This is a genomic window from Proteiniphilum saccharofermentans (genome assembly GCF_900095135.1).
In the GTDB taxonomy this organism is placed as follows: domain Bacteria; phylum Bacteroidota; class Bacteroidia; order Bacteroidales; family Dysgonomonadaceae; genus Proteiniphilum; species Proteiniphilum saccharofermentans.
This window is the reverse complement of the sequence record NZ_LT605205.1, coordinates 1,008,946-1,029,787: the sequence shown is the minus strand read 5'-3', so window position 1 is coordinate 1,029,787 and position 20,842 is coordinate 1,008,946. Positions and strand designations below refer to the sequence as shown.

Sequence of the window (20,842 nt, the reverse complement as noted above, 5' to 3'; positions counted from 1 at the left end):
GAAAAGTTGAACGGCATGACAGATAAAATCGAAGTACTAAACATATATTCAGATTATATATTTATCTTTGAAGCGTACAACCATTCCCGGTACCGGAAAAGGTATCAATTATCCAAGTTTCGCGTGTAAACAATGGGTTGTATACTTATCACTTACGAATACCTGTACGGAAATTAAAAATAGATAAATAGTATGAAAAACAAGTACACTACCCTATTTTGGTTAATTTTATTTTTGTGGACTGGATTTACCGGTCCGGTTCATTCACAGGAACACATATCAATCCGCATTCCCGGAAATGGAGAGAAAACAGTGCTCAACACCGGCTGGTATGCAAGGCGTGCCAATGAGGTTACAAGTGACGGGAATCAATTGAGTATATCTGCTTTTAACTCCGACGGCTGGATGAAGGCCACCGTGCCGGGAACCGTACTTACCACCATGCTCAATAATAACCTGTTTCCTGCTCCCGAATTCAGCATGAATAACGAGCTGATTCCCGACATATATGAAACAGGAAATGATTTTTACACCTTCTGGTTTGTCCGTCCTTTCCAAATTGAAAACTTACCGGCGGAGAGGCAGGTGTGGCTGAACTTTCGGGGAATCAATTATAAGGCCGATATCTTCCTGAATGGAAAGCGCATCAATCCGGATACCCACGAGGGAATGTTTTTACGTAAAAGTTATCATATCACATCTTACCTCAGGGAATCGGGAACAAACCTGCTGGCAGTTATCGTATACCCACCGGATTATCCGGGCAATCCGAATGGAGGACAGGGAGGCGACGGGCAAATAGCGAAGAACGTCACCATGCAGTTCACCCCCGGCTGGGATTGGATACAGCCTGTGCGCGATCGGAATACAGGGATATGGGACGAAGTATCGATTACAACCACAGGAAGTGTAAAAGTATCACATCCTTATGTTGTTACCAAAGTACCCGGAACACGCATACCGTCAGAAAACCAGAAAGAGGCACTGGTCAGAGTAACCGTAGAACTGGAGAACAGTTCCGACCAAACACAATCAGGTTCGGTGGTTTGCGAAACAGACGGTAAATACATTACCCAAACAGTCTCGTTATCTCCACGGGAACACCAAACGGTGACATTTGAAGAGATAACAATAAAGAATCCCCGTCTATGGTGGCCCAACGGAATTGGAAGGCAAGAGCTGTATGACATGCATATCTCTTTTCACCAAGACGATGAAATCAGTGACAGCCATTCACTGCGTTACGGGATCAGGGAGATCACTTCCGAGAAAGACCCCGCCACGGGAGGACGTAAATTCTATGTGAACGGACAACCCATCTACATGACGGGTGGCAATTATATAACTTCGGATTGGTTGCTGCGGCTGTCGCCGGAGAGATACAGGGCAGAGGTACGGTTTCATGCGGAAATGAACGTGAGGATGATCCGCGTATGGGGTGGCGCACTGCTGGAGCGCCCCGAATTCTATGAAGCCTGCGACGAGTACGGAATACTGGTCTTCCAGGACCTATGGGGAACCGGTGACTGCAATGGAGCCTGGGAAGATCCCATGAAGAAAGATTCACGTGAACGGCGGTGGGAGTACCCCGATAACCATAGCTTGTTCCTTCAATCGGTGGAAGATCAGGTAAAAATGATCCGGAATCATCCCAGCCTCTGTTTGTGGTGCGGTGGCAATGAATGGCCATTGGCCAAAGATATCGACGAAACGCTTAAGAACACTCTTTTCCACCGATTGGATCCAGAAAGGCTATATATAAGTTTTTCTACCGATACGCTGTTTACCCGCAATACGATTGGAGGTGTAGGTGATGGACCGTACGGGATACAGGAACCGGAATGGTTTTTCTCATTCCGCTCCACGCCTTTTAATCCCGAAGCAGGATCCGTAGGTTCACCCGAAGTGGAAAGTATGCGAGAAATGATGACGGAGAAAGAACTGGCCGGTTTTCCCCGTCCGGAACGGCGTACCCATACTACATGGCGGTATCATAAAGACCTCGGCTACAGGGATCATCTGGAAAGATACGGTGATGTGACCGATATAGAGACCTACTCCAAATACGCCCAGATTGTAAATTATGACCAGTACAGAAGTTTTATGGAAGGTTGGGCGTCTCATATGTGGGAATGGTACACGGGTATCCTGATCTGGAAAACACAGAATCCCTGGACGTCGTTGCGGGGACAAATGTATGATTGGTTCCTAGATGTAAATGCCTCTCTTTACGGCACGAAAAAAGGGTGCGAGCCGCTTCATCCACAATATAACATCGTCAGTAAACAAGTAGAACTGGTCAATACAGCCTTGGGCACCCATCAGATATCTGTGAAAGCCGGCTTATATAAGCCTGACGGAAGTATCATCTGGGAAAAAGAAGAAGCGACCACCATTCATGCCAATAGTGTACACCGGATGTTCAGCATCCCTCCACCGGAAGAGCATGAAGGTGTTTATTTTCTTAAGCTGGAACTGGAAGAAAACGGCCGACCGGTCACCGATAATATTTACTGGTTGTGCACCCGCCCGAAAGATTACAGGGGGCTTGCTGATTTACCTCAGGCAAAACCGGAAGTAAAAACGACTTTACAAAGGGAGGGAGATCTATATACCGGAACAATATCTCTTGCAGCAGACAACCATATATCCTTCTTTAACCGCGTAAAGGTGTTCGATAAAAACAGCGGTAAGCGTATCCTGCCCGTACACTATTCGGATAATTATATTACTTTGATGCCGGGGGATAAAAAAGAGATCCAGGTCGAATTCTCATCGCTGTTACCCAGGGACCGGATAGAGATAGTAATTGACAGTTGGACGTCAGAACGGTTAACGTGCCCAATTCAATAGCATTAGTTTCCTATGCGATAAAAAAGCGAAAAAGCGCTACAAATCACTTGCGGCGCTTTTCTTTAATGTTTAACATTTTAAAAATCACAGCTTCACTGCAAATACATTATCGACTGAGTCTTTTAGGTCTCCGTCTTCATGACGATGTACCCACAGTGTTTATTGTGAAGAAGGCAAGGCTTTTTATTTGCCTTCCTCAGACTTTTCAGTCGTATCGTCGGCAGGCGTTTCTGTCGCCTCCTGTTCATTGACAACCTCTTCCGTTTTCTCTTCGGCAGGTTGTGTAGAAACTTCTTCCTTCACGCTTTCTTCGGCTTCCTTCACCTCTTCTTTGGCTTTCTTTGCCTTAGGTGCATCGCCAGCAGCGGCAGCTACAGGAACATCAGATGCTTTCCTGCGTGAACGGCGGGTTCTTCCTTTCTTGGCAGCTTTACCGTCGCTCAACATGTTTTCATTGAAATCAACCAGTTCGATGAAGCACATGGAAGCGTTATCACCCAAACGGAATCCGGTCTTGATGATACGGGTATATCCTCCGGGGCGGTCTCCCACTTTCTGCGATACGGCCTGGAACAATTCCGTGACGGCAACTTTATTTTGCAGCTTGCTGAAAACTTCGCGGCGCGAATGGGTAGTATCCTCTTTACTTTTGGTAATAAGGGGTTCTACGTATTTTCTCAATTCTTTGGCTTTGGGAACCGTAGTAAAGATGCGCTTGTGCATGATGAGCGAGCTGGCCATATTGGATAACATGGCCGAACGATGCGCAGTTTTACGTCCCAAATGATTATTTTTCTTATTATGTCTCATTGCAGTTTTTAGTCTTTATCTAATTTGTACTTCGATATATCCATGCCGAACGTAAGCTTCAGGCTGCTGAGCAATTCTTCAAGCTCGGTCAGCGATTTCTTTCCGAAGTTACGGAACTTAAGCAGGTCGTTCTTGTTGTGTGAAACCAGTTGCCCAAGCGTTTCAACGTCGGCAGCTTTCAGACAATTCAATGCCCTTACCGACAGGTTGAGGTCAGACAATTTACGTTTCAGGAGCTGGCGCATATGGAGTACTTCTTCATCAAACTCCTCGATACTTTCGGCATCGGATGTTTCCAGCATGATCTTGTTTTCATCGGAAAACAATACAAAGTGCTGGATCAATATCTTGGCCGCTTCTTTCAACGCCTCTTTCGGTTGGATGGATCCATCGGTCTTAATCTCAATGGTGAGTTTCTCGTAGTCCGTTTTCTGTTCGATACGGTAATCTTCTACTTCAAAACTTACGTTACGGATCGGAGTGTAAATAGAGTCGATCACAAGGGTTTGCACATCGTCAGACGCAACCAGGTCACGGTTTTCGTCGGCAGGCACATAACCGCGTCCTTTATTGATAGTCAATTCGAGACGCAGATCTGCTTTTTTGTTCATGTGGCAGATCTCCAGTTCGGGATTCAGTACTTCGAAACCGGTCAGCAGTTTACCAATATCTCCGGCTTTAAACACTTCCGTTCCCGAAATAGCGATGCTTACTTTTTCCGTCTCAAACTCTTCCACTATCCTTTTGAACCTTACTTTTTTCAGATTAAGGATAATACCTGTTACATCTTCTATCACGCCGGGAATGGTCGCAAATTCATGATCCACGCCCTCAATTTTCACCGATGTAATAGCGAATCCTTCCAGCGACGAAAGCAGGATGCGGCGCAGGGCGTTGCCTATGGTGATGCCGTATCCCGGTTCCAGCGGACGGAATTCAAATTTACCGGAGAACGCGTCCTCCTGTAACATGATTACCTTATCGGGTTTTTGGAATGCTAATATTGCCATGAAATTATTGTTTAGAATATAATTCTACGATGAGTTGTTCTTTGATGTTTTCCGGAATGTCGGCTCTCTCAGGCACATGCAGTACTTTACCGCTCAATGTGGCTTTGTCCCATTCCAGCCAGGGATATTTGCTGTGATTGAATCCTGCCAGTGCATTGGCCACGATCAACAGCGATTTCGATTTTTCCCTAACACCTACTACATCACCGGGTTTCACTGTATAAGAGGGAATATTTACGATTTTCCCGTTCACTACAATATGACGGTGTGATACCAACTGGCGTGCTCCTGCTCTCGTAGGAGAGATACCCAGGCGGTACACGATATTATCCAAGCGCGATTCTAATAATTGCAACAATACCTCACCGGTAACTCCCCGGCTACGTACTGCCTTCTCGAATGTAAGGCGGAACTGTTTTTCCAGTACGCCATAGGTATATTTTGCACGTTGTTTCTCACGCAACTGGATGCCATATTCAGAGGTTTTTCTCCTGCGTGAATTTCCATGCTGTCCCGGGGGGTAGTTCTTTTTGGAGAGAACTTTATCGGGACCGAAAATGGGTTCGCCGAATTTACGGGCGATTTTTGATTTTGGACCGGTATATCTAGCCATTTTACAAATTAAACTTTTAAAAACTGAAGCCTAAACTGTGCAGCCGCGATTACAGAGAAGTTGTGGTGTAATCAAATCACAGCTCAAGTCTCAAGTAAATGAAACTTAAATTATTAATTGATTATACTTTTCTTGCTTTCGGCGGACGGCATCCGTTATGCGGAAGTGGAGTCACATCCACAATCTCAGTCACTTCGATACCTGAGCCATGAATAGTCCTGATGGCCGATTCACGTCCGTTACCCGGACCTTTCACATAGGCTTTCACTTTGCGCAACCCCAGGTCGTATGCTACCTTGGAGCAATCTTGTGCAACCATCTGAGCCGCATAGGGAGTATTCTTTTTAGAGCTTCTGAAACCCATTTTTCCGGCAGATGACCAACTGATCACCTCACCGTTTTCATTGGTCAATGAAACAATGATATTGTTGAATGATGATGAGATATGCGCTTGTCCGACCGCGCTCACTTTCACATTTCTTTTTTTTGCTGCAACTGTTCTCTTTGCCATGTTACCTATCTGTTATTTAGTAGCTTTTTTCTTGTTAGCAACGGTTTTCTTTCTTCCCTTACGTGTACGGGCGTTATTCTTGGTACTTTGTCCGCGTACGGGTAAACCGATACGGTGGCGGATACCGCGATAGCAACCAATATCCATCAGTCGTTTGATATTCAGTTGCACCTCGGAACGAAGATCTCCCTCTACTTTGAATTCAGTAGAAATGATCTCACGGATACGGGCTGCCTGATCATCAGTCCAGTCTTTCACTTTGATGTTCTTGTCAACTTCTGCTTTTTCCAGAATAGTGTTAGCTGCGCTGCGGCCGATGCCGTAGATATATGTGAGCGCTACTTCACCCCTTTTATTTTGCGGCAGATCGACACCTACAATTCTTATTGCCATATATTATTTCTAGTTTTTTTGATTACGATCCTATTTATCCCTGACGTTGTTTGAACTTGGGATTTTTCTTATTGATAATATACAAACGACCTTTTCTTCTCACTATCTTGCAGTCGGCCGTACGTTTCTTTAATGATGCTCTTACCTTCATACGATTAAATCTGTTTTATATTTCAGATCTTTCTGACTCCCGAACGGCACCTATGCCTAATCGTGACTACAAAGATCAGAAAATTATCTATATTTTTATTCTTTTTTTACACTGTTTCAGGATTCAAGGGAGAAATTACGTATTTTTCACTATAATACGCACCTTTTTATTTTCTCACCTTTTCACTTCGTAGATTTTCTGTCGTCTCTCGACATAACACAAGTAAACTTGGCTCTGCCCTCGTTCCTAAGAAAATTCACCTTTCCACCTATTTATACCTGAACGAAATCCTTCCTTTCGAAAGATCGTAAGGGGACATTTCCACTCTCACCCTGTCTCCCGGCAGTATACGTATATAGTGCATCCGCATCTTGCCGGAGATATGGGCGGTTATTTCATGTCCGTTTTCCAGTTCTACACGGAACATCGCATTCGATAATGCTTCGATAATTGTTCCGTCCTGTTCTATCGCTGCTTGTTTAGCCATGAATGAATACTCCGTTTTAATTATTTTCCTGAATAAATTCAAATGTCGATAAGATATCGGCTTTACCGTTACGGATAGCAACAGTATGTTCGAAATGGGCCGATGGCTTACGGTCTTTAGTGCGTACCGTCCATCCGTCATTTTCAAAAACCACTTTCTTGCCACCCATATTGATCATCGGTTCGATAGCAATACACATCCCGTTCCTGATGAGCGGGCCAATTCCACGCCGTCCGTAGTTAGGGACTTCCGGCGCTTCATGCATCTCCCTACCGATCCCATGACCGACCAGCTCGCGCACCACGGAATAACCGTGTTTTTCGCACCAGGTCTGGACAGCCGAACCAATATCCCCGATTCTATTTCCTTCCTTTGCCTGCTCAATACCCTTGTAGAGCGATTCTTTTGTTATACGGAGAAGCTTTTTCACTTCTTCGCTCACCTCACCCACACAGAAAGTATAGGCCGAATCCCCACAAAAACCACGCAATTTGGTACCGCAATCGATCGATATGATATCTCCCTCCTGCAACGGCTTGTTATTGGGAATTCCATGCACCACATTCTCATTTACGGAGGTACAGAGTGAATTGGGAAACCCCCCATAACCCAGAAAGGTTGGAACAGCGCCATGATCCCTGATGAATTCCTCCCCGATGCGGTCGAGTTCCAGCGTGGTGATCCCTGGCCGGATATGCTTCGACAACTCTCCCAGAGTCATGCCCACCAGCCGGTTCGCTTCACGCATAAATTCGATCTCTTCGTCGGTCTTCAATATGATCACTCTACTGTTCATCTATTCAGGTAAATCTTGATCTTAGTAAGCAGCTATTGATCCTGTCCGCCCTTTAATTTTGGCTCCCGATTTCAGGAAACCATCATAATGGCGCATCAAGAGGTGACTTTCGATCTGTTGTAATGTATCGAGTACCACACCCACGAGGATCAGCAGAGATGTACCTCCGAAGAACTGGGCAAACTGGGAGTTGATCCCCATTAACCCGGCAAAAGCAGGTAAAATGGCGACTATGGCCAGGAAAAACGATCCGGGCAGTGTAATTCTCGACATGATTGTGTCGATATATTCAGCCGTTCTTTTTCCCGGTTTCACTCCCGGTATAAAACCATTGTTACGTTTCAGGTCTTCCGCCATCTGTACCGGATTCACCGTAATTGCCGTATAGAAATAGGTGAAAGCGATGATCAGCATTGCAAAGATGAAGTTATACCAGAAACTGGTGAAATCCATCAGCGAAGCCAGGAATCCGCTCCCTTCACGTGCAGTGAACTGCGCAAGGGTAATGGGGATAAACATGATCGCCTGGGCGAAAATGATAGGCATTACGTTTGCTGCATTTACTTTCAGTGGGATATATTGCCTTACGCCTCCATATTGCCTGTTACCCACAACACGTTTTGCATATTGTACGGGGACTTTCCTGACACCCTGTACCAGCATAATAGCAGCGGCAGTAACGGCAACGAGGAACAACAATTCGAGCAAGAGCAGGATCAATCCTCCCGGGGCATCGATCAACCGGTCATATTCTGCCACCAGTGAATGGGGCAAACGGGCGATGATACCGATAAGGATGATAAACGAGATACCGTTTCCTACTCCTTTGTCGGTGATACGTTCTCCCAGCCATAACACAAACATGCTACCACCGGCAAGAACGATGGTGGAAGGTAATACCCAATCCCAAAAACCACCGGGAATAGCGCTGCCTACGGCTCCGTAGAGGTAGGCCGGCCCCTGCACGAGCAGGATAAGCACGGTGAGGTAACGGGTATATTGGTTTATTTTCGTACGTCCGCTTTCACCTTCACGCTGCATTTTCTGGAAAGCAGGTACGGCAATGCCCAACAACTGCATCACAATAGATGCAGAGATATAGGGCATGATACCCAATGCAAAAATAGATGCGTTGGCAAAGGCTCCTCCGGAGAACATGTCGAGAAGGCTCAACAGCCCTGTGCTGGCATTGGCTTGTAATGCCACGAGTTGTTCCGGGTTGATTCCGGGCAGCACGACGAACGAGCCGAACCGGTAGATGGCGACAAAACCTATGGTGATAATAAGCCTTTTTCTAAGGTCTTCTATCTTCCATATATTCTTTATTGTTTGTACGAATCCCATTTCATTAGAGTTTTACTGCGGTTCCACCTGCTGAAGTAATGGCTTCCTCGGCTGTTTTGGAAAAGGCGTGTGCCGATACTTCCAGTTTGGCTGACAAGGTGCCTCTGCCGAGAATTTTCACTGAATGTTTACGGGAAATAAGCCCGGCTTCCATCAACACTTCAGGATTGATTTGGGTGAGTTTCTTAGCCTCAGCCAGTTCCTGCAATGTCTCCAGATTGATGGCTTTGTATTCAACTCTTTTCAGGGGTTTGAATCCGAATTTGGGTAAGCGACGCTGTAAAGGCATCTGTCCCCCTTCGAAACCGACTTTCTTTGAATAACCCGATCTTGATTTCTGCCCTTTATGTCCTTTGGTAGAAGTTCCTCCTTTTCCCGATCCGGAGCCGCGGCCAATCCGTTTGCGGGTTTTGGTAGCACCTTCAGCCGGTTTTAAATTCGATAAATCCATTGTATATTGTCTTAAAAAATTACTAATTATTAATTACCAATTACCAATTGCCATTGTCAATTGTCAATTATCGTAACCAGGTGCTGTACTTTGCGCACAAGTCCCCTGATAGAAGGAGTATCTTCATGCTCCACTACACGTTGCATTTTGGTAAGTCCCAGAGCGTCCAACGTTTTTTTCTGATCTTTAGGAGCTCCGATTCTGCTCTTTGTCTGTTTAATTTTTATTGTAGCCATTTCAGATCGTTTTTATCCGTTAAACACTTTCTCCAAACTTACTCCCCTGTTCTGGGCCACCGTGATGGGATCTCTCAACTCGGTCAACGCAGCGATAGTCGCTTTCACGAGGTTGTGCGGATTGGATGATCCTTTCGATTTAGCCAATACGTCGGTGATACCTACACTCTCAAGCACGGCACGCATGGCACCCCCTGCCTTTACTCCGGTACCGGTAACAGCCGGTTTCAGGAAGACTTCCGCGCCTCCGTAACGCGCAATCTGTTCATGTGGTATAGTTCCTTTATACACCGGAACCTTGATCAGGTTTTTCTTGGCAGCTTCCACACCTTTGGCGATGGCCGTAGTTACTTCACCTGCTTTACCCAGACCCCAGCCAATGATGCCGTCTTCGTTTCCTACAACTACCATCGCGGCAAATGTGAACGTACGTCCACCTTTTGTTACTTTGGTGGTACGGTTGATCGCCACTAAACGGTCTTTCAGTTCAATATCGTTGGTCGATTTTACTTTATTTATTACTCCTGCCATGATCGTTAAAATTTAAGTCCGCCTTTACGGGCTGCATCTGCCAATTCTTTAATACGTCCGTGATAGAGGTAACCGTTCCTGTCGAAAGTTACCTGCTCAACTCCGGCTTCCCTCGCATTCTGGGCAATCAGTTCACCCACTTTGGCTGCAATCTCTTTCTTGGGAAGTTTTTCTTCCATTTTCAGAGAAGAGGCTGAAGCCAAGGTCTTTCCGGTGGTATCATCGATCACCTGGGCATAGATCTGTTTATTGCTTCTGAATACCGAGAGGCGGGGTCTCTCGGGAGTTCCGTGTACTTTACCCCGTACACGGGTCTTTATCTTTAATCTTCTTTCGTTCTTTGTCAACATAGTGAATTCAGTTTACATGTTATTTAGATGCCGTCTTACCTGACTTACGACGTACCTGTTCACCCACAAAACGAACACCCTTACCTTTATAAGGTTCCGGTTTCCGGAATGAACGGATCTTGGCACATACCTGGCCCAGTAATTGTTTATCACAGGATTCCAGTATAATAAGCGGATTCTTGTTCCTTTCCATTTTGGTTTCCACCTTGATTTCATTGGGCAGTTGCAGGAAGATACTGTGTGTATATCCCAATGATAACTCCAGTACCTGGCCGTTGTTGGATACACGATAACCAACACCCACGAGTTCCAGTTCCTTACGGAAACCTTCCGAAACACCAATCACCATGTTATTCAATAAAGAGCGGTAAAGACCATGCAATGAGCGGCTTTCTTTCTCGTCGTCAGGACGTTCAATAGTCAGCACACCATCATTCAATTCGATCTTCATGTTCCCACTCACAGGCTGACTCAGTTCCCCTTTCGGGCCTTTCAGCGTAATCACATTATCATCTCCAATTGTCACTGCAACTCCTGCAGGAACCGTGATGGGTAATTTTCCTATTCTAGACATACTCTCTCTCCTTCAAATTAATAAACGAAACATAAAACTTCTCCGCCCACTTTCTGTTCGCGGGCTTCTTTATCGGTCATCACTCCATTTGAAGTTGACAGTATGGCGATACCCAAACCGTTGAGCACACGCGGCATATCCTTATATCCGACGTATTTACGCAAACCGGGAGTTGAAACGCGTTCAAGTTTCTTGATTGCATTCACCTTGTTTACCGGATCGTATTTCAAAGCAATCATGATGCTGCCTTGGGGGCCGTCCTCTACGAACTTATAGTTCAGTATGTACCCCTTTTCGAAAAGTATCTTGGTGATATCTTTCTTTAAATTTGATGCGGGTATTTCCACCACTCTGTGCTTTGCCATGATGGCATTTCTTAGCCGCGTCAAATAATCTGCTATTGGATCTGTCATATATAAAAAATTTAAATTGATCCCGACTGCCGGGACAATATTTAGTTATTCGCTTCGCTTAATTACCAATTATCAATTACTAATTACCAATTGAACCGTTATTAGTATCATTGGCACATTAGTATCATTGGTACATTAACCTTACCAGCTTGCTTTCTTTACCCCTGGTATCAAACCTTTGGATGCCATTTCGCGGAACTGGATACGTGAGATGCCAAACTGGCGCATATATCCTTTAGGGCGGCCGGTGAGTTTGCAACGGTTGTGCAAACGTACCGGTGAGGCATTCTTAGGTATGGATTGAAGCGCTTCGTAATTACCTTCTGCCAGATATTTCTCTCTTTTTTCGGCATAACGGGCAACCATCTTGGCTCTCTTCACCTCGCGGGCTTTCATTGATTCTTTTGCCATTATCTACTGATTTTTTTCAATTTCATTTAGTCAATCACTCGCTATGGCATAGTTCAAGTAAATTTAGTTGTTTTCTGCACTCGACATAGTCAAAACTTGTTTTGCCTCTGTGCTCGCTTATCGAAAACATTCAAGTAAACTTGCCCTATGCTCATTTAGCTTATTGCGATTTTTGTGCATTTTTAAACGGTAATCCGAATTCTCTCAGAAGGGCGTATCCCTCTTCGTCGGTAGCAGCAGTGGTAACGAATGTAATATTCATCCCCAGTAAACGGCTAATATTGTCGATATTGATTTCCGGAAAGATGATCTGCTCCTGGATACCCAACGTATAATTACCTCTTCCGTCGAGTTTGGCGTCAATCCCTTTGAAGTCACGGATACGGGGCAATGCCACGCGCACCAGTCTTTCGAGGAATTCGTACATCTTATCGTGACGCAGTGTTACCCGCACGCCGATAGGCATTTTTTTACGCAACTTGAAATTCGAGATGTCTTTACGGGACACTGTAGCTACCGCCTTCTGGCCGGTAATGGCAGTCAGTTCGTTGATAGCCGTTTCGATGATCTTCTTGTCGGCCACTGCGATTCCCAATCCCTGGTTGATTACGATCTTCTCCAGTCTGGGAGCCTGCATCACGGTGGTGTAGTTGAATTCTTTCACCAGCGCAGGGACAATACGCTCTTTATAATCTTTCTTTAAGCTTACTTCGTATGTTGTAGTACTCATTTAATCTCCTCCCCAGATTTTTTAGCGTAACGAACCAATTTGCCTTTACTGTTTTCTTTCCGTCCAACGCGGGTAGGTTTACCGGTTTTAGGATCTACCGGGTTCAGGTTTGAGATGTGCACTGAGGCCTCTTTCTTCTCAATCCCTCCGTTCGGATTCTGGGCGTTGGGTTTGGTATGTTTCGATACCATGTTTACTCCCTCTACCACGGCGCGGTTCTTTTTTACCAAAACCTCAAGCACGCGGCCGGTCTTTCCTTTGTCTTCGCCGGAATTGACGTAAACCGTATCGCCTTTCTTTATATGTAATTTACTCATTGCCTGTGATTGATTAATAGATTATAATACTTCGGGAGCCAAGGAAACGATCTTCATGTTCGTCGCACGCAACTCACGGGCAACCGGACCGAAAATACGGCTGGCCCTCAACTCTCCTGCATTGTTCAAAAGAACGCAGGCATTGTCGTCGAAACGGATATATGAACCGTCGGCACGACGGATCTCCTTTTTCGTACGGACGATGATCGCTTTTGATACAGCGCCTTTCTTAATATCACTCGAAGGGATTGTGCTCTTGATAGCTACAACAATCACATCCCCTACCGATGCATAACGTCTTCCGGTACCACCCAGAACACGGATACAGAGCGCTTCTTTGGCTCCACTGTTGTCGGTTACTGTTAATCTTGATTCTTGTTGTATCATCTTACTTGGCCCTTTCCATTACTTCAACCACTCTCCATCTCTTCGTTTTGCTCAAAGGACGGGTTTCCATTATACGCACCGTATCACCGATGTTACAGTCGTTCTTCTCATCATGGGCGTGAAATTTCTTCGTTTTATTAACGAACTTCCCATATATAGGGTGTTTCTCTTTCCATTTTACAGCAACAGTGACGGTTTTATCCATCTTATTACTGAAAACGACCCCGATTCTTTCTTTCCTTAAATTTCTCGTTTCCATTCTGTCATTTATTGATCATTTTTCAACTCTCTTGCACGCAACTCGGTATGGATACGGGCAATGTTTCTGCGCTTCTCCTTTAATGAGCCTGAATTGTCGAGAGGAGTAATGGTGTGGTTGATACGCAACTGTGTGAGCGCGATCACTTCAGCATCCAATCTTTCTTTCAGGTCTTTATCGGATAATTCTTTTAATTCTTCTAGTTTCTTCATCTCGCCTTACGATTTTTGCTCATAATTATAATCTCTTCTCACCACAAATTTAGTGGTAACCGGCAATTTCTGAGCCGCTAAACGCAAAGCCTCCTTTGCCACATCGAAAGGTACACCTTCTATCTCAAAGAGGATTCTTCCGGGAGTAACAGGTGCCACGTATCCTTCAGGATTACCTTTACCTTTACCCATACGTACTTCAGCAGGCTTTTTAGTGATAGGCTTATCGGGGAAAATACGTACCCAAACCTGTCCCTGACGCTGCATATAGCGTGTTACGGCGATACGCGCAGCTTCAATCTGGCGTCCGGTAATCCATTTAGATTGCAGTGATTTTATCCCGAAAGAGCCAAACGCCAGCTGGTTGCCCCGTCCGGCATTGCCCTTCATACGGCCTTTCTGCTGTCTTCTGAATTTTGTTTTCTTTGGCTGTAACATATTTTCTTCAATTAAGCATTGTTTTTATTTCTTCTGCGTCTACCGCCTCTGCCGCCTCCTTCGGGACGGTTGCCGCCACGGTTGCCACCGCTATTGGCCCGGTTTTCCTTGGAAGTGGCAAAAGAAGGTGCCAGGTCTTTCTTACCATACACCTCACCACGGCAAATCCATACTTTAACACCGATCAGACCCACTTTGGTAAGTGCTTCCGCCTGTGCGTAATCAATGTCGGCACGGAAAGTATGGAGAGGAGTTCTTCCTTCCTTGTACATTTCCGAACGAGCCATTTCAGCACCGTTCAAACGACCCGACACCTGGATTTTGATCCCTTCTGCCCCCATCCGCATGGTGGAAGCGATGGCCATCTTCACGGCACGGCGATACGCGATCTTACCTTCGATCTGGCGCGCTACGTTATTGGCAACGATTACGGCGTCGAGTTCGGGTTTCTTGATCTCAAATATATTGATCTGGATATCTTTATCGGTGATCTTCATCAATTCTTCCTTCAATTTGTCGACCTCCTGGCCACCTTTACCGATAATGATACCGGGGCGGGCCGTACAAATTGTGATCGTCACGAGTTTCAATGTCCTCTCAATCACGATGCGGGATACACTTGCTTTGGCAAGACGGGCATTCAAATATTTGCGGATCTTGCTGTCTTCCAGCAAAATGTCGCCATAATTATTTCCGCCGTACCAGTTAGAGTCCCATCCCTTGATGATCCCTAAACGATTTGCTATCGGATTTACTTTTTGTCCCATCTTCTTAGTTTTGTTCTTGTTCTTCTTTTTTGAATGTATCTACCACGATCGTCACGTGATTGGAGCGTTTGCGGATCCTGTATCCGCGTCCCTGCGGTGCAGGACGGAGACGTTTCAACGTAGCACCTTCATCCACGGATATGGTCTTAATATACAATTCGCCGGTTTCGGCTTTACGTTCGTTCTTCTGTTCCCAGTTAGCGATGGCCGAGAGCAACAGTTTCTCAACCTTGCCCGACGCTTCCTTGTTGGAGAATTTCAAAACGCCCAATGCTTTAAACACTTCCATGCCGCGCACCATATCTGCTACATAACGCATTTTACGGGGCGAACTGGGAACGTTTTTCAACACCGCGAAAGAAACCTCTTTACGCTCTTGTTTTCTTTGTTCGGCTGATATTCTTTTTCTAGCACTCATCTCTTTTTCTGTTTTTTATTTCGTTAAGCGCCCTGATCTTATTTCTTGCGGTTGCCTGCATGGCCGCGGAATGTGCGGGTCACGGCAAATTCGCCAAGCTTATGTCCCACCATGTTTTCCGTGATATATACAGGAATGAATTTATTCCCGTTGTGTACGGCAATGGTGTGTCCCACAAAATCAGGTGATATCATCGAAGCGCGCGCCCAGGTCTTGATCACGGTTTTCTTGCCGCTCTCATTCATGGCGTTCACTTTTTTCTCTAATTTCAGATTGATATACGGACCCTTCTTTAATGATCTGCTCATAGTTGTTTATTAATTAATCAGATTACTTCTTTTTTCTTCTCTCTACGATGTATTTCGAAGAATGTTTTTTAGGCGCTCTTGTTTTCAAGCCCTTTGCGTATAAGCCTTTGGCTGATCTGGGATGGCCTCCCGACGCGCGACCTTCTCCACCACCCATCGGGTGATCGACCGGGTTTTTCACCACACCACGGGTGCGGGGACGACGTCCGAGCCAACGAGAACGGCCGGCTTTACCTGATTGTTCCAGAGCATGGTCCGAATTACCAACACTTCCAATAGTAGCTTTACATGCCGACAAAATTTTGCGAACTTCACCGGAAGGCATCTTGATAATCGCGTATTTATCTTCGCGGGATACCAATTGCGCAAATGTTCCGGCAGAGCGTGCCATCTTTGCCCCTTGTCCCGGACGCAATTCAATGTTATGAATTACCGTACCGATGGGAATAACCGACAAGGGGAGTGCATTTCCAACTTCAGGAGCCGCTGTGGGCCCCGACATCACTGAGGTTCCTACTTCAAGGCCGTTGGGCGCGAGGATGTACGTTTTTACCCCATCGGCATAATACAGCAACGCGATGCGTGCCGAACGGTTGGGATCGTACTCTATGCTTTTTACTACGGCCGGGATACCATCTTTTGTTCTCTTGAAATCGATAACCCTGAAACGTCTCTTGTGTCCGCCACCAATATAACCAACGGTCATCTTACCCTGGTTGTTGCGGCCGCCCGACGCTCTCTTACCAACTACAAGAGATTTCTCCGGTACACTTGCAGTGATCTTTTCAAATGAACCGATAATCTTGTGTCTTTGCCCCGGTGTTGTGGGCTTTAATTTACGTATTGCCATTACTTTTAGATATTGCTGAATAAATCGATTGTTTCACCTTTCTTCAAGGTGACGATTGCTTTCTTGTATGAAGAGGTACGTCCCTGCACAACGCCCGATTTTGTATACCGGCTTCTCAGCTTACCATCATACTTCATCGTATTCACGCTTTCCACATGTACGTTATAAAGCGCTTCAACGGCATTTTTAATTTCAACCTTATTAGCAGAAGGCTCCACAATAAAACCGTAACGGTTCTCGAATTTATCCGTTAATGCGGTTTGTTTCTCTGTGAATATGGGTTTTACTATTACACTCATTTCTATTCTCCTTATGCTTTAAACAGGTTATCAATTACAGCTACCGATGATTCCATCATCACCAGACTGGCGCAATCCATAATTTTGTATGTATTTATGTCAGAAGCTGTTACCACATTGATACCGCCCAAATTTCGGGCCGACAAATATACGTTTTTATTTTGATTCGGCAAAATGAAAAGTAGCTTTTTATCAGCGAGTTGCAGATTCTTTGTCAACTCCACGAACTGCTTGGTCTTAGGGGTATCAAAAGTGAAATCTTCCACCACTACGATGGCGTTGTTTTTCGCCTTCAGTGAGAGGGCCGATTTACGTGCCAATGCTTTCACCTTTTTATTTACCTTGAAGCTGTAATCACGCGGTTTGGGGCCAAATACACGGCCTCCACCTACCAGCACGGGCGATTTGATATCACCGCGACGGGCACCACCGCTACCTTTCTGACGGATCAGCTTGCGCGTACTTCCTGCAATTTCACTTCTCTCTTTCGATTTGTGCGTACCTTGACGCCGGTTGGCCATATATTGCTTTACATCCAACCAGATAACATGGTCATTGGGTTCAATCCCGAAAATGGAATCGTCGAGTGTCACCTTCTTGTCTGTTACCTCTCCTTTGATATTATATACGCTTAATTCCATTTTATTTCTCTATTGCTACGATTGAACCTTTACTTCCCGGAATAGAACCTTTTATAAGCAAAAGATTGTGTTCGGGAATTACTTTGATCACCTGCAGGTTCTGAACGGTTACCCGCTCGTTACCCATCTGTCCGGCCATACGGGTTCCCTTGAATACTTTCGCGGGATAGGAACATGCCCCGATTGACCCGGGAGCACGCAACCTGTTGTGCTGACCATGTGTCGACTGGCCGACACCGCCAAATCCATGGCGTTTTACCACACCCTGGAATCCTTTTCCTTTCGATTTCCCGATCACGTCTACATAGACGGTATCATTGAAAAGATCTACTTTGATCTCGGATCCGGCTTTGTACTCGTTTCCAAAACCTTTGAACTCGGCCAAGTGTCTCTTGGGGCTAACTCCGGCTTTCTTAAAATGCCCTTTCTCAGCGTTGGGGGTATGCTTGTCTTTCTTGTCTTCAAACCCGAGCTGAATAGCATCGTAACCGTCTTTTTCAACGGTCTTCACCTGAGTCACCACGCAAGGACCTGCTTCGATAACAGTGCATGGGATATTTTTCCCCTCGGCACTGAAAACGGATGTCATTCCGATTTTTCTTCCTAATAATCCTGGCATTTCTCTCTTGTTTTAATTTAGATTCAAGAACCAAGATGCAAGATTCAAGACTAGATTCAAGACTTTTTTGTCTTGACCCTTCTGTCTTGGCTCTTGGTTCTTTTGTCTTGTGTCTATTTTATCATACTTTGATTTCTACTTCCACACCACTGGGCAATTCAAGCTTCATCAGGGCGTCTACGGTTTTGGCCGTAGAGCTGTAAATATCGATGAGTCTCTTGAAAGAGGCCAGTTCGAACTGCTCGCGCGATTTCTTGTTGACGAACGTGGAGCGGTTCACGGTAAAAATACGTTTGTGCGTCGGCAACGGAATTGGACCACTTACCACTGCACCCGTAGCTTTTACGGTTTTTACGATCTTCTCGGCAGACTTGTCCACCAGGCTGTAATCGTAAGACTTCAGTTTAATTCTGATTTTTTGGCTCATAAAATATTTCAATGAATTTAGACATTTTCTCGCAACGGTATAATATAAGCAAGCTTATCTTCTACTCGTATTGCTTACCGAAAATGCGGCGTAAAATGTTTATTACTTGATCAAATCTACACGGCCTTTCACTTCCGTCAATACCTGTCTTGCAATGGAAGAAGAAACCTCTTCAAAGTGCGAGAACGACATAGTGGATGTGGCGCGTCCCGAGGTGATGGTACGCAAAGAGGTTACGTAACCGAACATTTCAGACAGCGGCGTTTTGGCTTTCACCACACGTGCCCCGGAACGGTTCGATTCCATCCCTTCCACTTGTCCGCGACGCTTGTTCAGGTCGGAAATCACATCACCCATGCTTTCTTCGGGGGTCACCACCTCTACCTTCATAATCGGTTCAAGCAATACCGGACCTGCTTTTTCAGCTGCAGATTTGAAAGCCTGTATAGCACAGATCTCAAACGAGAGCTGGTCGGAGTCTACCGGGTGATATGAACCGTCGATTACTGTCACTTTCAGTTTATCCAACGCGTAACCGGCAAGTACGCCGTTTTTCATTGCACGCTGGAATCCTTTCTGGATAGAGGGGATATATTCTTTTGGAATGTTACCACCCTTCACTTCATCTACAAACTGCAATTCGCCTTCGAAATCCTTGTCGGCCGGTTCAACACGCACGATCATATCGGCATACTTACCACGACCACCAGTCTGTTTCTTATAGGTCTCACGTAATTCAACGGGTTTGGTGATAGCTTCCTTGTAAGATACCTGCGGACGACCCTGGTTGGCTTCTACCTTGAACTCCCGTTTCAAACGGTCGATAATGATCTCAAGGTGAAGCTCACCCATACCTGAGATCACAGTCTGTCCCGTATCTTCATCAGTTTTCACAGTAAAGGTAGGATCTTCTTCCGCCAGCTTAGCCAGCCCGGTGGAAAGTTTGTCCAAATCCTTCTGCGTTTTGGGTTCTACCGCGATGCCGATCACCGGATCCGGGAAATCGATCGCTTCCAGGATAATGGGATGATTTTCGTCGCAAAGGGTATCTCCCGTACGGATATCTTTAAAACCTACACCGGCACCGATATCTCCGGTTCCGATAAAATCTTTAGGATTCTGTTTGTTGGAATGCATCTGGAAGAGACGTGAGATACGCTCTTTCTTGCCGGAACGGGTGTTGTACACATATGAACCGGCATCGAGTTCTCCCGAATAGACACGGAAGAAGCAGAGACGACCCACATAGGGGTCTGTGGCAATCTTGAATGCCAAAGCACACATCGGTTCCGACGGGTCGGGATGGCGTACCAGTTCTTTGTCCGGATCTCTCGGATCGGTACCGGCAATAGCCTCTGTATCGATCGGGCTGGGCAGGTAAGCACATACTGCGTCAAGCAGTGTCTGTACCCCTTTGTTTTTAAAAGATGATCCGCAAATCATAGGATTGATCTGCATTGCCAGCGTACCTTTACGGATGGCTGCCCTGATCTCATCTTCTGTAATAGTGGAAGGATCGTCGAAGTATTTCTCCATCAACTGGTCATCGCACTCTGCAATGGTTTCAAGCATCTTCTCGCGCCATTCGTTGGCTTCATCCAGCAAATCGGCGGGAATATCCACTACATCGTAGTCGGCTCCCATAGTTTCATCGTGCCAGTAGAGCGCTTTCATGGTGACCAGGTCAACCACTCCCTTGAAAGTCTCTTCCGCTCCAATAGGTATCTGGATGGGACATGCCGTAGCGCCCAACATCTCTTTTACCTGACGTACCACGTCAAAGAAATTAGCGCCCGAACGGTCCATCTTGTTGACGTAACCTACACGGGGCACCTTATATTTGTCTGCCTGACGCCATACGGTCTCCGACTGCGGCTCCACGCCGCCTACGGCGCAAAACGCAGCAACCGCTCCGTCGAGTACACGTAACGACCGTTCTACCTCTACGGTGAAGTCAACGTGTCCCGGGGTGTCAATCAGATTGATTTTATATGTTTTGTCATCATATTTCCAGCTCGTGGTGGTAGCAGCGGAAGTAATGGTGATACCACGCTCCTGCTCCTGTTCCATCCAGTCCATGGTCGCAGCGCCGTCATGTACCTCCCCGATCTTATGCGTCAATCCCGTATAAAACAGGATACGCTCGGAGGTGGTAGTCTTGCCGGCATCGATATGAGCCATGATACCAATGTTACGAGTGAATTGTAATGCTTCTTTTGAACCCTTAGCCATCTTT

At 45.8% G+C, this 20,842-nt stretch carries 31 protein-coding genes and 1 pseudogene; 1 reads left to right on the top strand and 31 read right to left on the bottom strand.

Going from position 1 to position 20,842, the window contains the following annotated elements:
* Positions 1-192 precede the first annotated feature (192 nt).
* Entirely contained in the window at positions 193-2,853 is a 2,661-nt protein-coding gene (locus PSM36_RS04180) for a glycosyl hydrolase 2 galactose-binding domain-containing protein (RefSeq protein WP_076929116.1), read from the top strand.
* A 315-nt stretch (positions 2,854-3,168) separates the two neighbouring features.
* Here the strand turns inward: PSM36_RS04180 and rplQ are convergent.
* The 31 genes and pseudogenes from rplQ to fusA form a co-directional block, all read right to left on the bottom strand.
* A pseudogene (gene rplQ, locus PSM36_RS04175) lies at positions 3,169-3,663 on the bottom strand (50S ribosomal protein L17); the annotation flags it as partial.
* An 8-nt stretch (positions 3,664-3,671) separates the two neighbouring features.
* Positions 3,672-4,673 carry a DNA-directed RNA polymerase subunit alpha gene (locus tag PSM36_RS04170; RefSeq protein WP_076929112.1) on the bottom strand — a complete coding sequence of 334 codons (1,002 nt, stop codon included), beginning with the start codon at positions 4,671-4,673 and terminating at the stop codon, positions 3,672-3,674.
* A gap of 4 nt (positions 4,674-4,677) precedes the next feature.
* Positions 4,678-5,286 (bottom strand): 30S ribosomal protein S4, encoded by a 609-nt coding sequence (rpsD, locus tag PSM36_RS04165; protein WP_076929110.1) that lies wholly within the window; start codon positions 5,284-5,286, stop codon positions 4,678-4,680.
* Positions 5,287-5,407: 121 nt separating this feature from the next.
* Positions 5,408-5,797 carry a 30S ribosomal protein S11 gene (gene rpsK, locus PSM36_RS04160; protein WP_076929109.1) on the bottom strand — a complete coding sequence of 130 codons (390 nt, stop codon included), beginning with the start codon at positions 5,795-5,797 and terminating at the stop codon, positions 5,408-5,410.
* Between the two features lie 12 nt (positions 5,798-5,809).
* Positions 5,810-6,190 carry a 30S ribosomal protein S13 gene (gene rpsM / locus PSM36_RS04155; protein WP_076929108.1) on the bottom strand — a complete coding sequence of 127 codons (381 nt, stop codon included), beginning with the start codon at positions 6,188-6,190 and terminating at the stop codon, positions 5,810-5,812.
* Positions 6,191-6,224: 34 nt separating this feature from the next.
* A complete protein-coding gene (gene ykgO, locus PSM36_RS04150) occupies positions 6,225-6,341 on the bottom strand; it encodes a type B 50S ribosomal protein L36 (protein WP_076929107.1) in 117 nt (38 codons plus the stop codon).
* A gap of 268 nt (positions 6,342-6,609) precedes the next feature.
* Positions 6,610-6,828, bottom strand: coding sequence for a translation initiation factor IF-1 (infA, locus tag PSM36_RS04145; protein ID WP_019541318.1), 219 nt, complete (start codon positions 6,826-6,828; stop codon positions 6,610-6,612).
* Positions 6,829-6,844: 16 nt separating this feature from the next.
* The gene (gene map, locus PSM36_RS04140; protein WP_076932033.1) at positions 6,845-7,612 is read right to left on the bottom strand and encodes a type I methionyl aminopeptidase; all 768 of its coding nucleotides are present in this window, start codon (positions 7,610-7,612) and stop codon (positions 6,845-6,847) included.
* Between the two features lie 33 nt (positions 7,613-7,645).
* The gene (secY, locus tag PSM36_RS04135) at positions 7,646-8,968 is read right to left on the bottom strand and encodes a preprotein translocase subunit SecY (protein WP_076929104.1); all 1,323 of its coding nucleotides are present in this window, start codon (positions 8,966-8,968) and stop codon (positions 7,646-7,648) included.
* A gap of 4 nt (positions 8,969-8,972) precedes the next feature.
* Positions 8,973-9,419 (bottom strand): 50S ribosomal protein L15, encoded by a 447-nt coding sequence (rplO, locus tag PSM36_RS04130; RefSeq protein ID WP_076929102.1) that lies wholly within the window; start codon positions 9,417-9,419, stop codon positions 8,973-8,975.
* 56 nt (positions 9,420-9,475) lie between these two features.
* Positions 9,476-9,655 carry a 50S ribosomal protein L30 gene (gene rpmD / locus PSM36_RS04125; protein ID WP_076929100.1) on the bottom strand — a complete coding sequence of 60 codons (180 nt, stop codon included), beginning with the start codon at positions 9,653-9,655 and terminating at the stop codon, positions 9,476-9,478.
* 12 nt (positions 9,656-9,667) lie between these two features.
* Positions 9,668-10,186, bottom strand: a complete 519-nt coding sequence (gene rpsE / locus PSM36_RS04120) for a 30S ribosomal protein S5 (protein WP_019541323.1) — start codon at positions 10,184-10,186, stop codon at positions 9,668-9,670.
* Positions 10,187-10,191: 5 nt separating this feature from the next.
* Positions 10,192-10,536 carry a 50S ribosomal protein L18 gene (gene rplR, locus PSM36_RS04115; protein ID WP_076929097.1) on the bottom strand — a complete coding sequence of 115 codons (345 nt, stop codon included), beginning with the start codon at positions 10,534-10,536 and terminating at the stop codon, positions 10,192-10,194.
* 19 nt (positions 10,537-10,555) lie between these two features.
* Entirely contained in the window at positions 10,556-11,110 is a 555-nt protein-coding gene (rplF, locus tag PSM36_RS04110; RefSeq protein ID WP_076929095.1) for a 50S ribosomal protein L6, read from the bottom strand.
* 17 nt (positions 11,111-11,127) lie between these two features.
* Positions 11,128-11,523 (bottom strand): 30S ribosomal protein S8, encoded by a 396-nt coding sequence (gene rpsH / locus PSM36_RS04105; protein WP_026327665.1) that lies wholly within the window; start codon positions 11,521-11,523, stop codon positions 11,128-11,130.
* A 141-nt stretch (positions 11,524-11,664) separates the two neighbouring features.
* Entirely contained in the window at positions 11,665-11,934 is a 270-nt protein-coding gene (gene rpsN / locus PSM36_RS04100; RefSeq protein WP_019541327.1) for a 30S ribosomal protein S14, read from the bottom strand.
* Between the two features lie 160 nt (positions 11,935-12,094).
* Positions 12,095-12,664: a 50S ribosomal protein L5 gene (rplE, locus tag PSM36_RS04095; RefSeq protein WP_076929092.1), complete on the bottom strand. Its 570-nt coding sequence runs from the start codon at positions 12,662-12,664 to the stop codon at positions 12,095-12,097.
* Positions 12,661-12,981 (bottom strand): 50S ribosomal protein L24, encoded by a 321-nt coding sequence (rplX, locus tag PSM36_RS04090; protein WP_076929090.1) that lies wholly within the window; start codon positions 12,979-12,981, stop codon positions 12,661-12,663. The genes rplE and rplX overlap by 4 nt, the downstream gene beginning before the upstream one ends.
* Positions 12,982-13,002: 21 nt before the next feature.
* Positions 13,003-13,368 (bottom strand): 50S ribosomal protein L14, encoded by a 366-nt coding sequence (gene rplN, locus PSM36_RS04085; protein WP_019541330.1) that lies wholly within the window; start codon positions 13,366-13,368, stop codon positions 13,003-13,005.
* A gap of 1 nt (position 13,369) precedes the next feature.
* Positions 13,370-13,627 (bottom strand): 30S ribosomal protein S17, encoded by a 258-nt coding sequence (gene rpsQ / locus PSM36_RS04080; RefSeq protein WP_019541331.1) that lies wholly within the window; start codon positions 13,625-13,627, stop codon positions 13,370-13,372.
* Between the two features lie 8 nt (positions 13,628-13,635).
* A complete protein-coding gene (gene rpmC / locus PSM36_RS04075; RefSeq protein ID WP_076929088.1) occupies positions 13,636-13,839 on the bottom strand; it encodes a 50S ribosomal protein L29 in 204 nt (67 codons plus the stop codon).
* Between the two features lie 6 nt (positions 13,840-13,845).
* Positions 13,846-14,277, bottom strand: a complete 432-nt coding sequence (gene rplP / locus PSM36_RS04070; protein WP_076929086.1) for a 50S ribosomal protein L16 — start codon at positions 14,275-14,277, stop codon at positions 13,846-13,848.
* Positions 14,278-14,288: 11 nt separating this feature from the next.
* Complete coding sequence (gene rpsC, locus PSM36_RS04065; protein ID WP_076929084.1) at positions 14,289-15,044, bottom strand: 30S ribosomal protein S3; 756 nt, start codon at positions 15,042-15,044, stop codon at positions 14,289-14,291.
* Positions 15,045-15,048: 4 nt separating this feature from the next.
* Positions 15,049-15,462, bottom strand: coding sequence for a 50S ribosomal protein L22 (gene rplV / locus PSM36_RS04060; protein ID WP_076929081.1), 414 nt, complete (start codon positions 15,460-15,462; stop codon positions 15,049-15,051).
* A gap of 38 nt (positions 15,463-15,500) precedes the next feature.
* Positions 15,501-15,770 carry a 30S ribosomal protein S19 gene (gene rpsS, locus PSM36_RS04055; protein ID WP_019541336.1) on the bottom strand — a complete coding sequence of 90 codons (270 nt, stop codon included), beginning with the start codon at positions 15,768-15,770 and terminating at the stop codon, positions 15,501-15,503.
* A 22-nt stretch (positions 15,771-15,792) separates the two neighbouring features.
* Positions 15,793-16,620, bottom strand: a complete 828-nt coding sequence (rplB, locus tag PSM36_RS04050) for a 50S ribosomal protein L2 (RefSeq protein WP_076929079.1) — start codon at positions 16,618-16,620, stop codon at positions 15,793-15,795.
* A gap of 5 nt (positions 16,621-16,625) precedes the next feature.
* Entirely contained in the window at positions 16,626-16,919 is a 294-nt protein-coding gene (rplW, locus tag PSM36_RS04045) for a 50S ribosomal protein L23 (protein WP_076929077.1), read from the bottom strand.
* 11 nt (positions 16,920-16,930) lie between these two features.
* Complete coding sequence (gene rplD / locus PSM36_RS04040; protein ID WP_076929075.1) at positions 16,931-17,560, bottom strand: 50S ribosomal protein L4; 630 nt, start codon at positions 17,558-17,560, stop codon at positions 16,931-16,933.
* A gap of 1 nt (position 17,561) precedes the next feature.
* Positions 17,562-18,179, bottom strand: coding sequence for a 50S ribosomal protein L3 (rplC, locus tag PSM36_RS04035; RefSeq protein ID WP_019541340.1), 618 nt, complete (start codon positions 18,177-18,179; stop codon positions 17,562-17,564).
* A 121-nt stretch (positions 18,180-18,300) separates the two neighbouring features.
* On the bottom strand, positions 18,301-18,606 hold the full coding sequence (gene rpsJ / locus PSM36_RS04030) for a 30S ribosomal protein S10 (protein ID WP_019541341.1): 306 nt from the start codon (positions 18,604-18,606) through the stop codon (positions 18,301-18,303).
* A 102-nt stretch (positions 18,607-18,708) separates the two neighbouring features.
* A complete protein-coding gene (gene fusA, locus PSM36_RS04025) occupies positions 18,709-20,838 on the bottom strand; it encodes an elongation factor G (RefSeq protein WP_076929073.1) in 2,130 nt (709 codons plus the stop codon).
* Positions 20,839-20,842 lie beyond the last annotated feature (4 nt).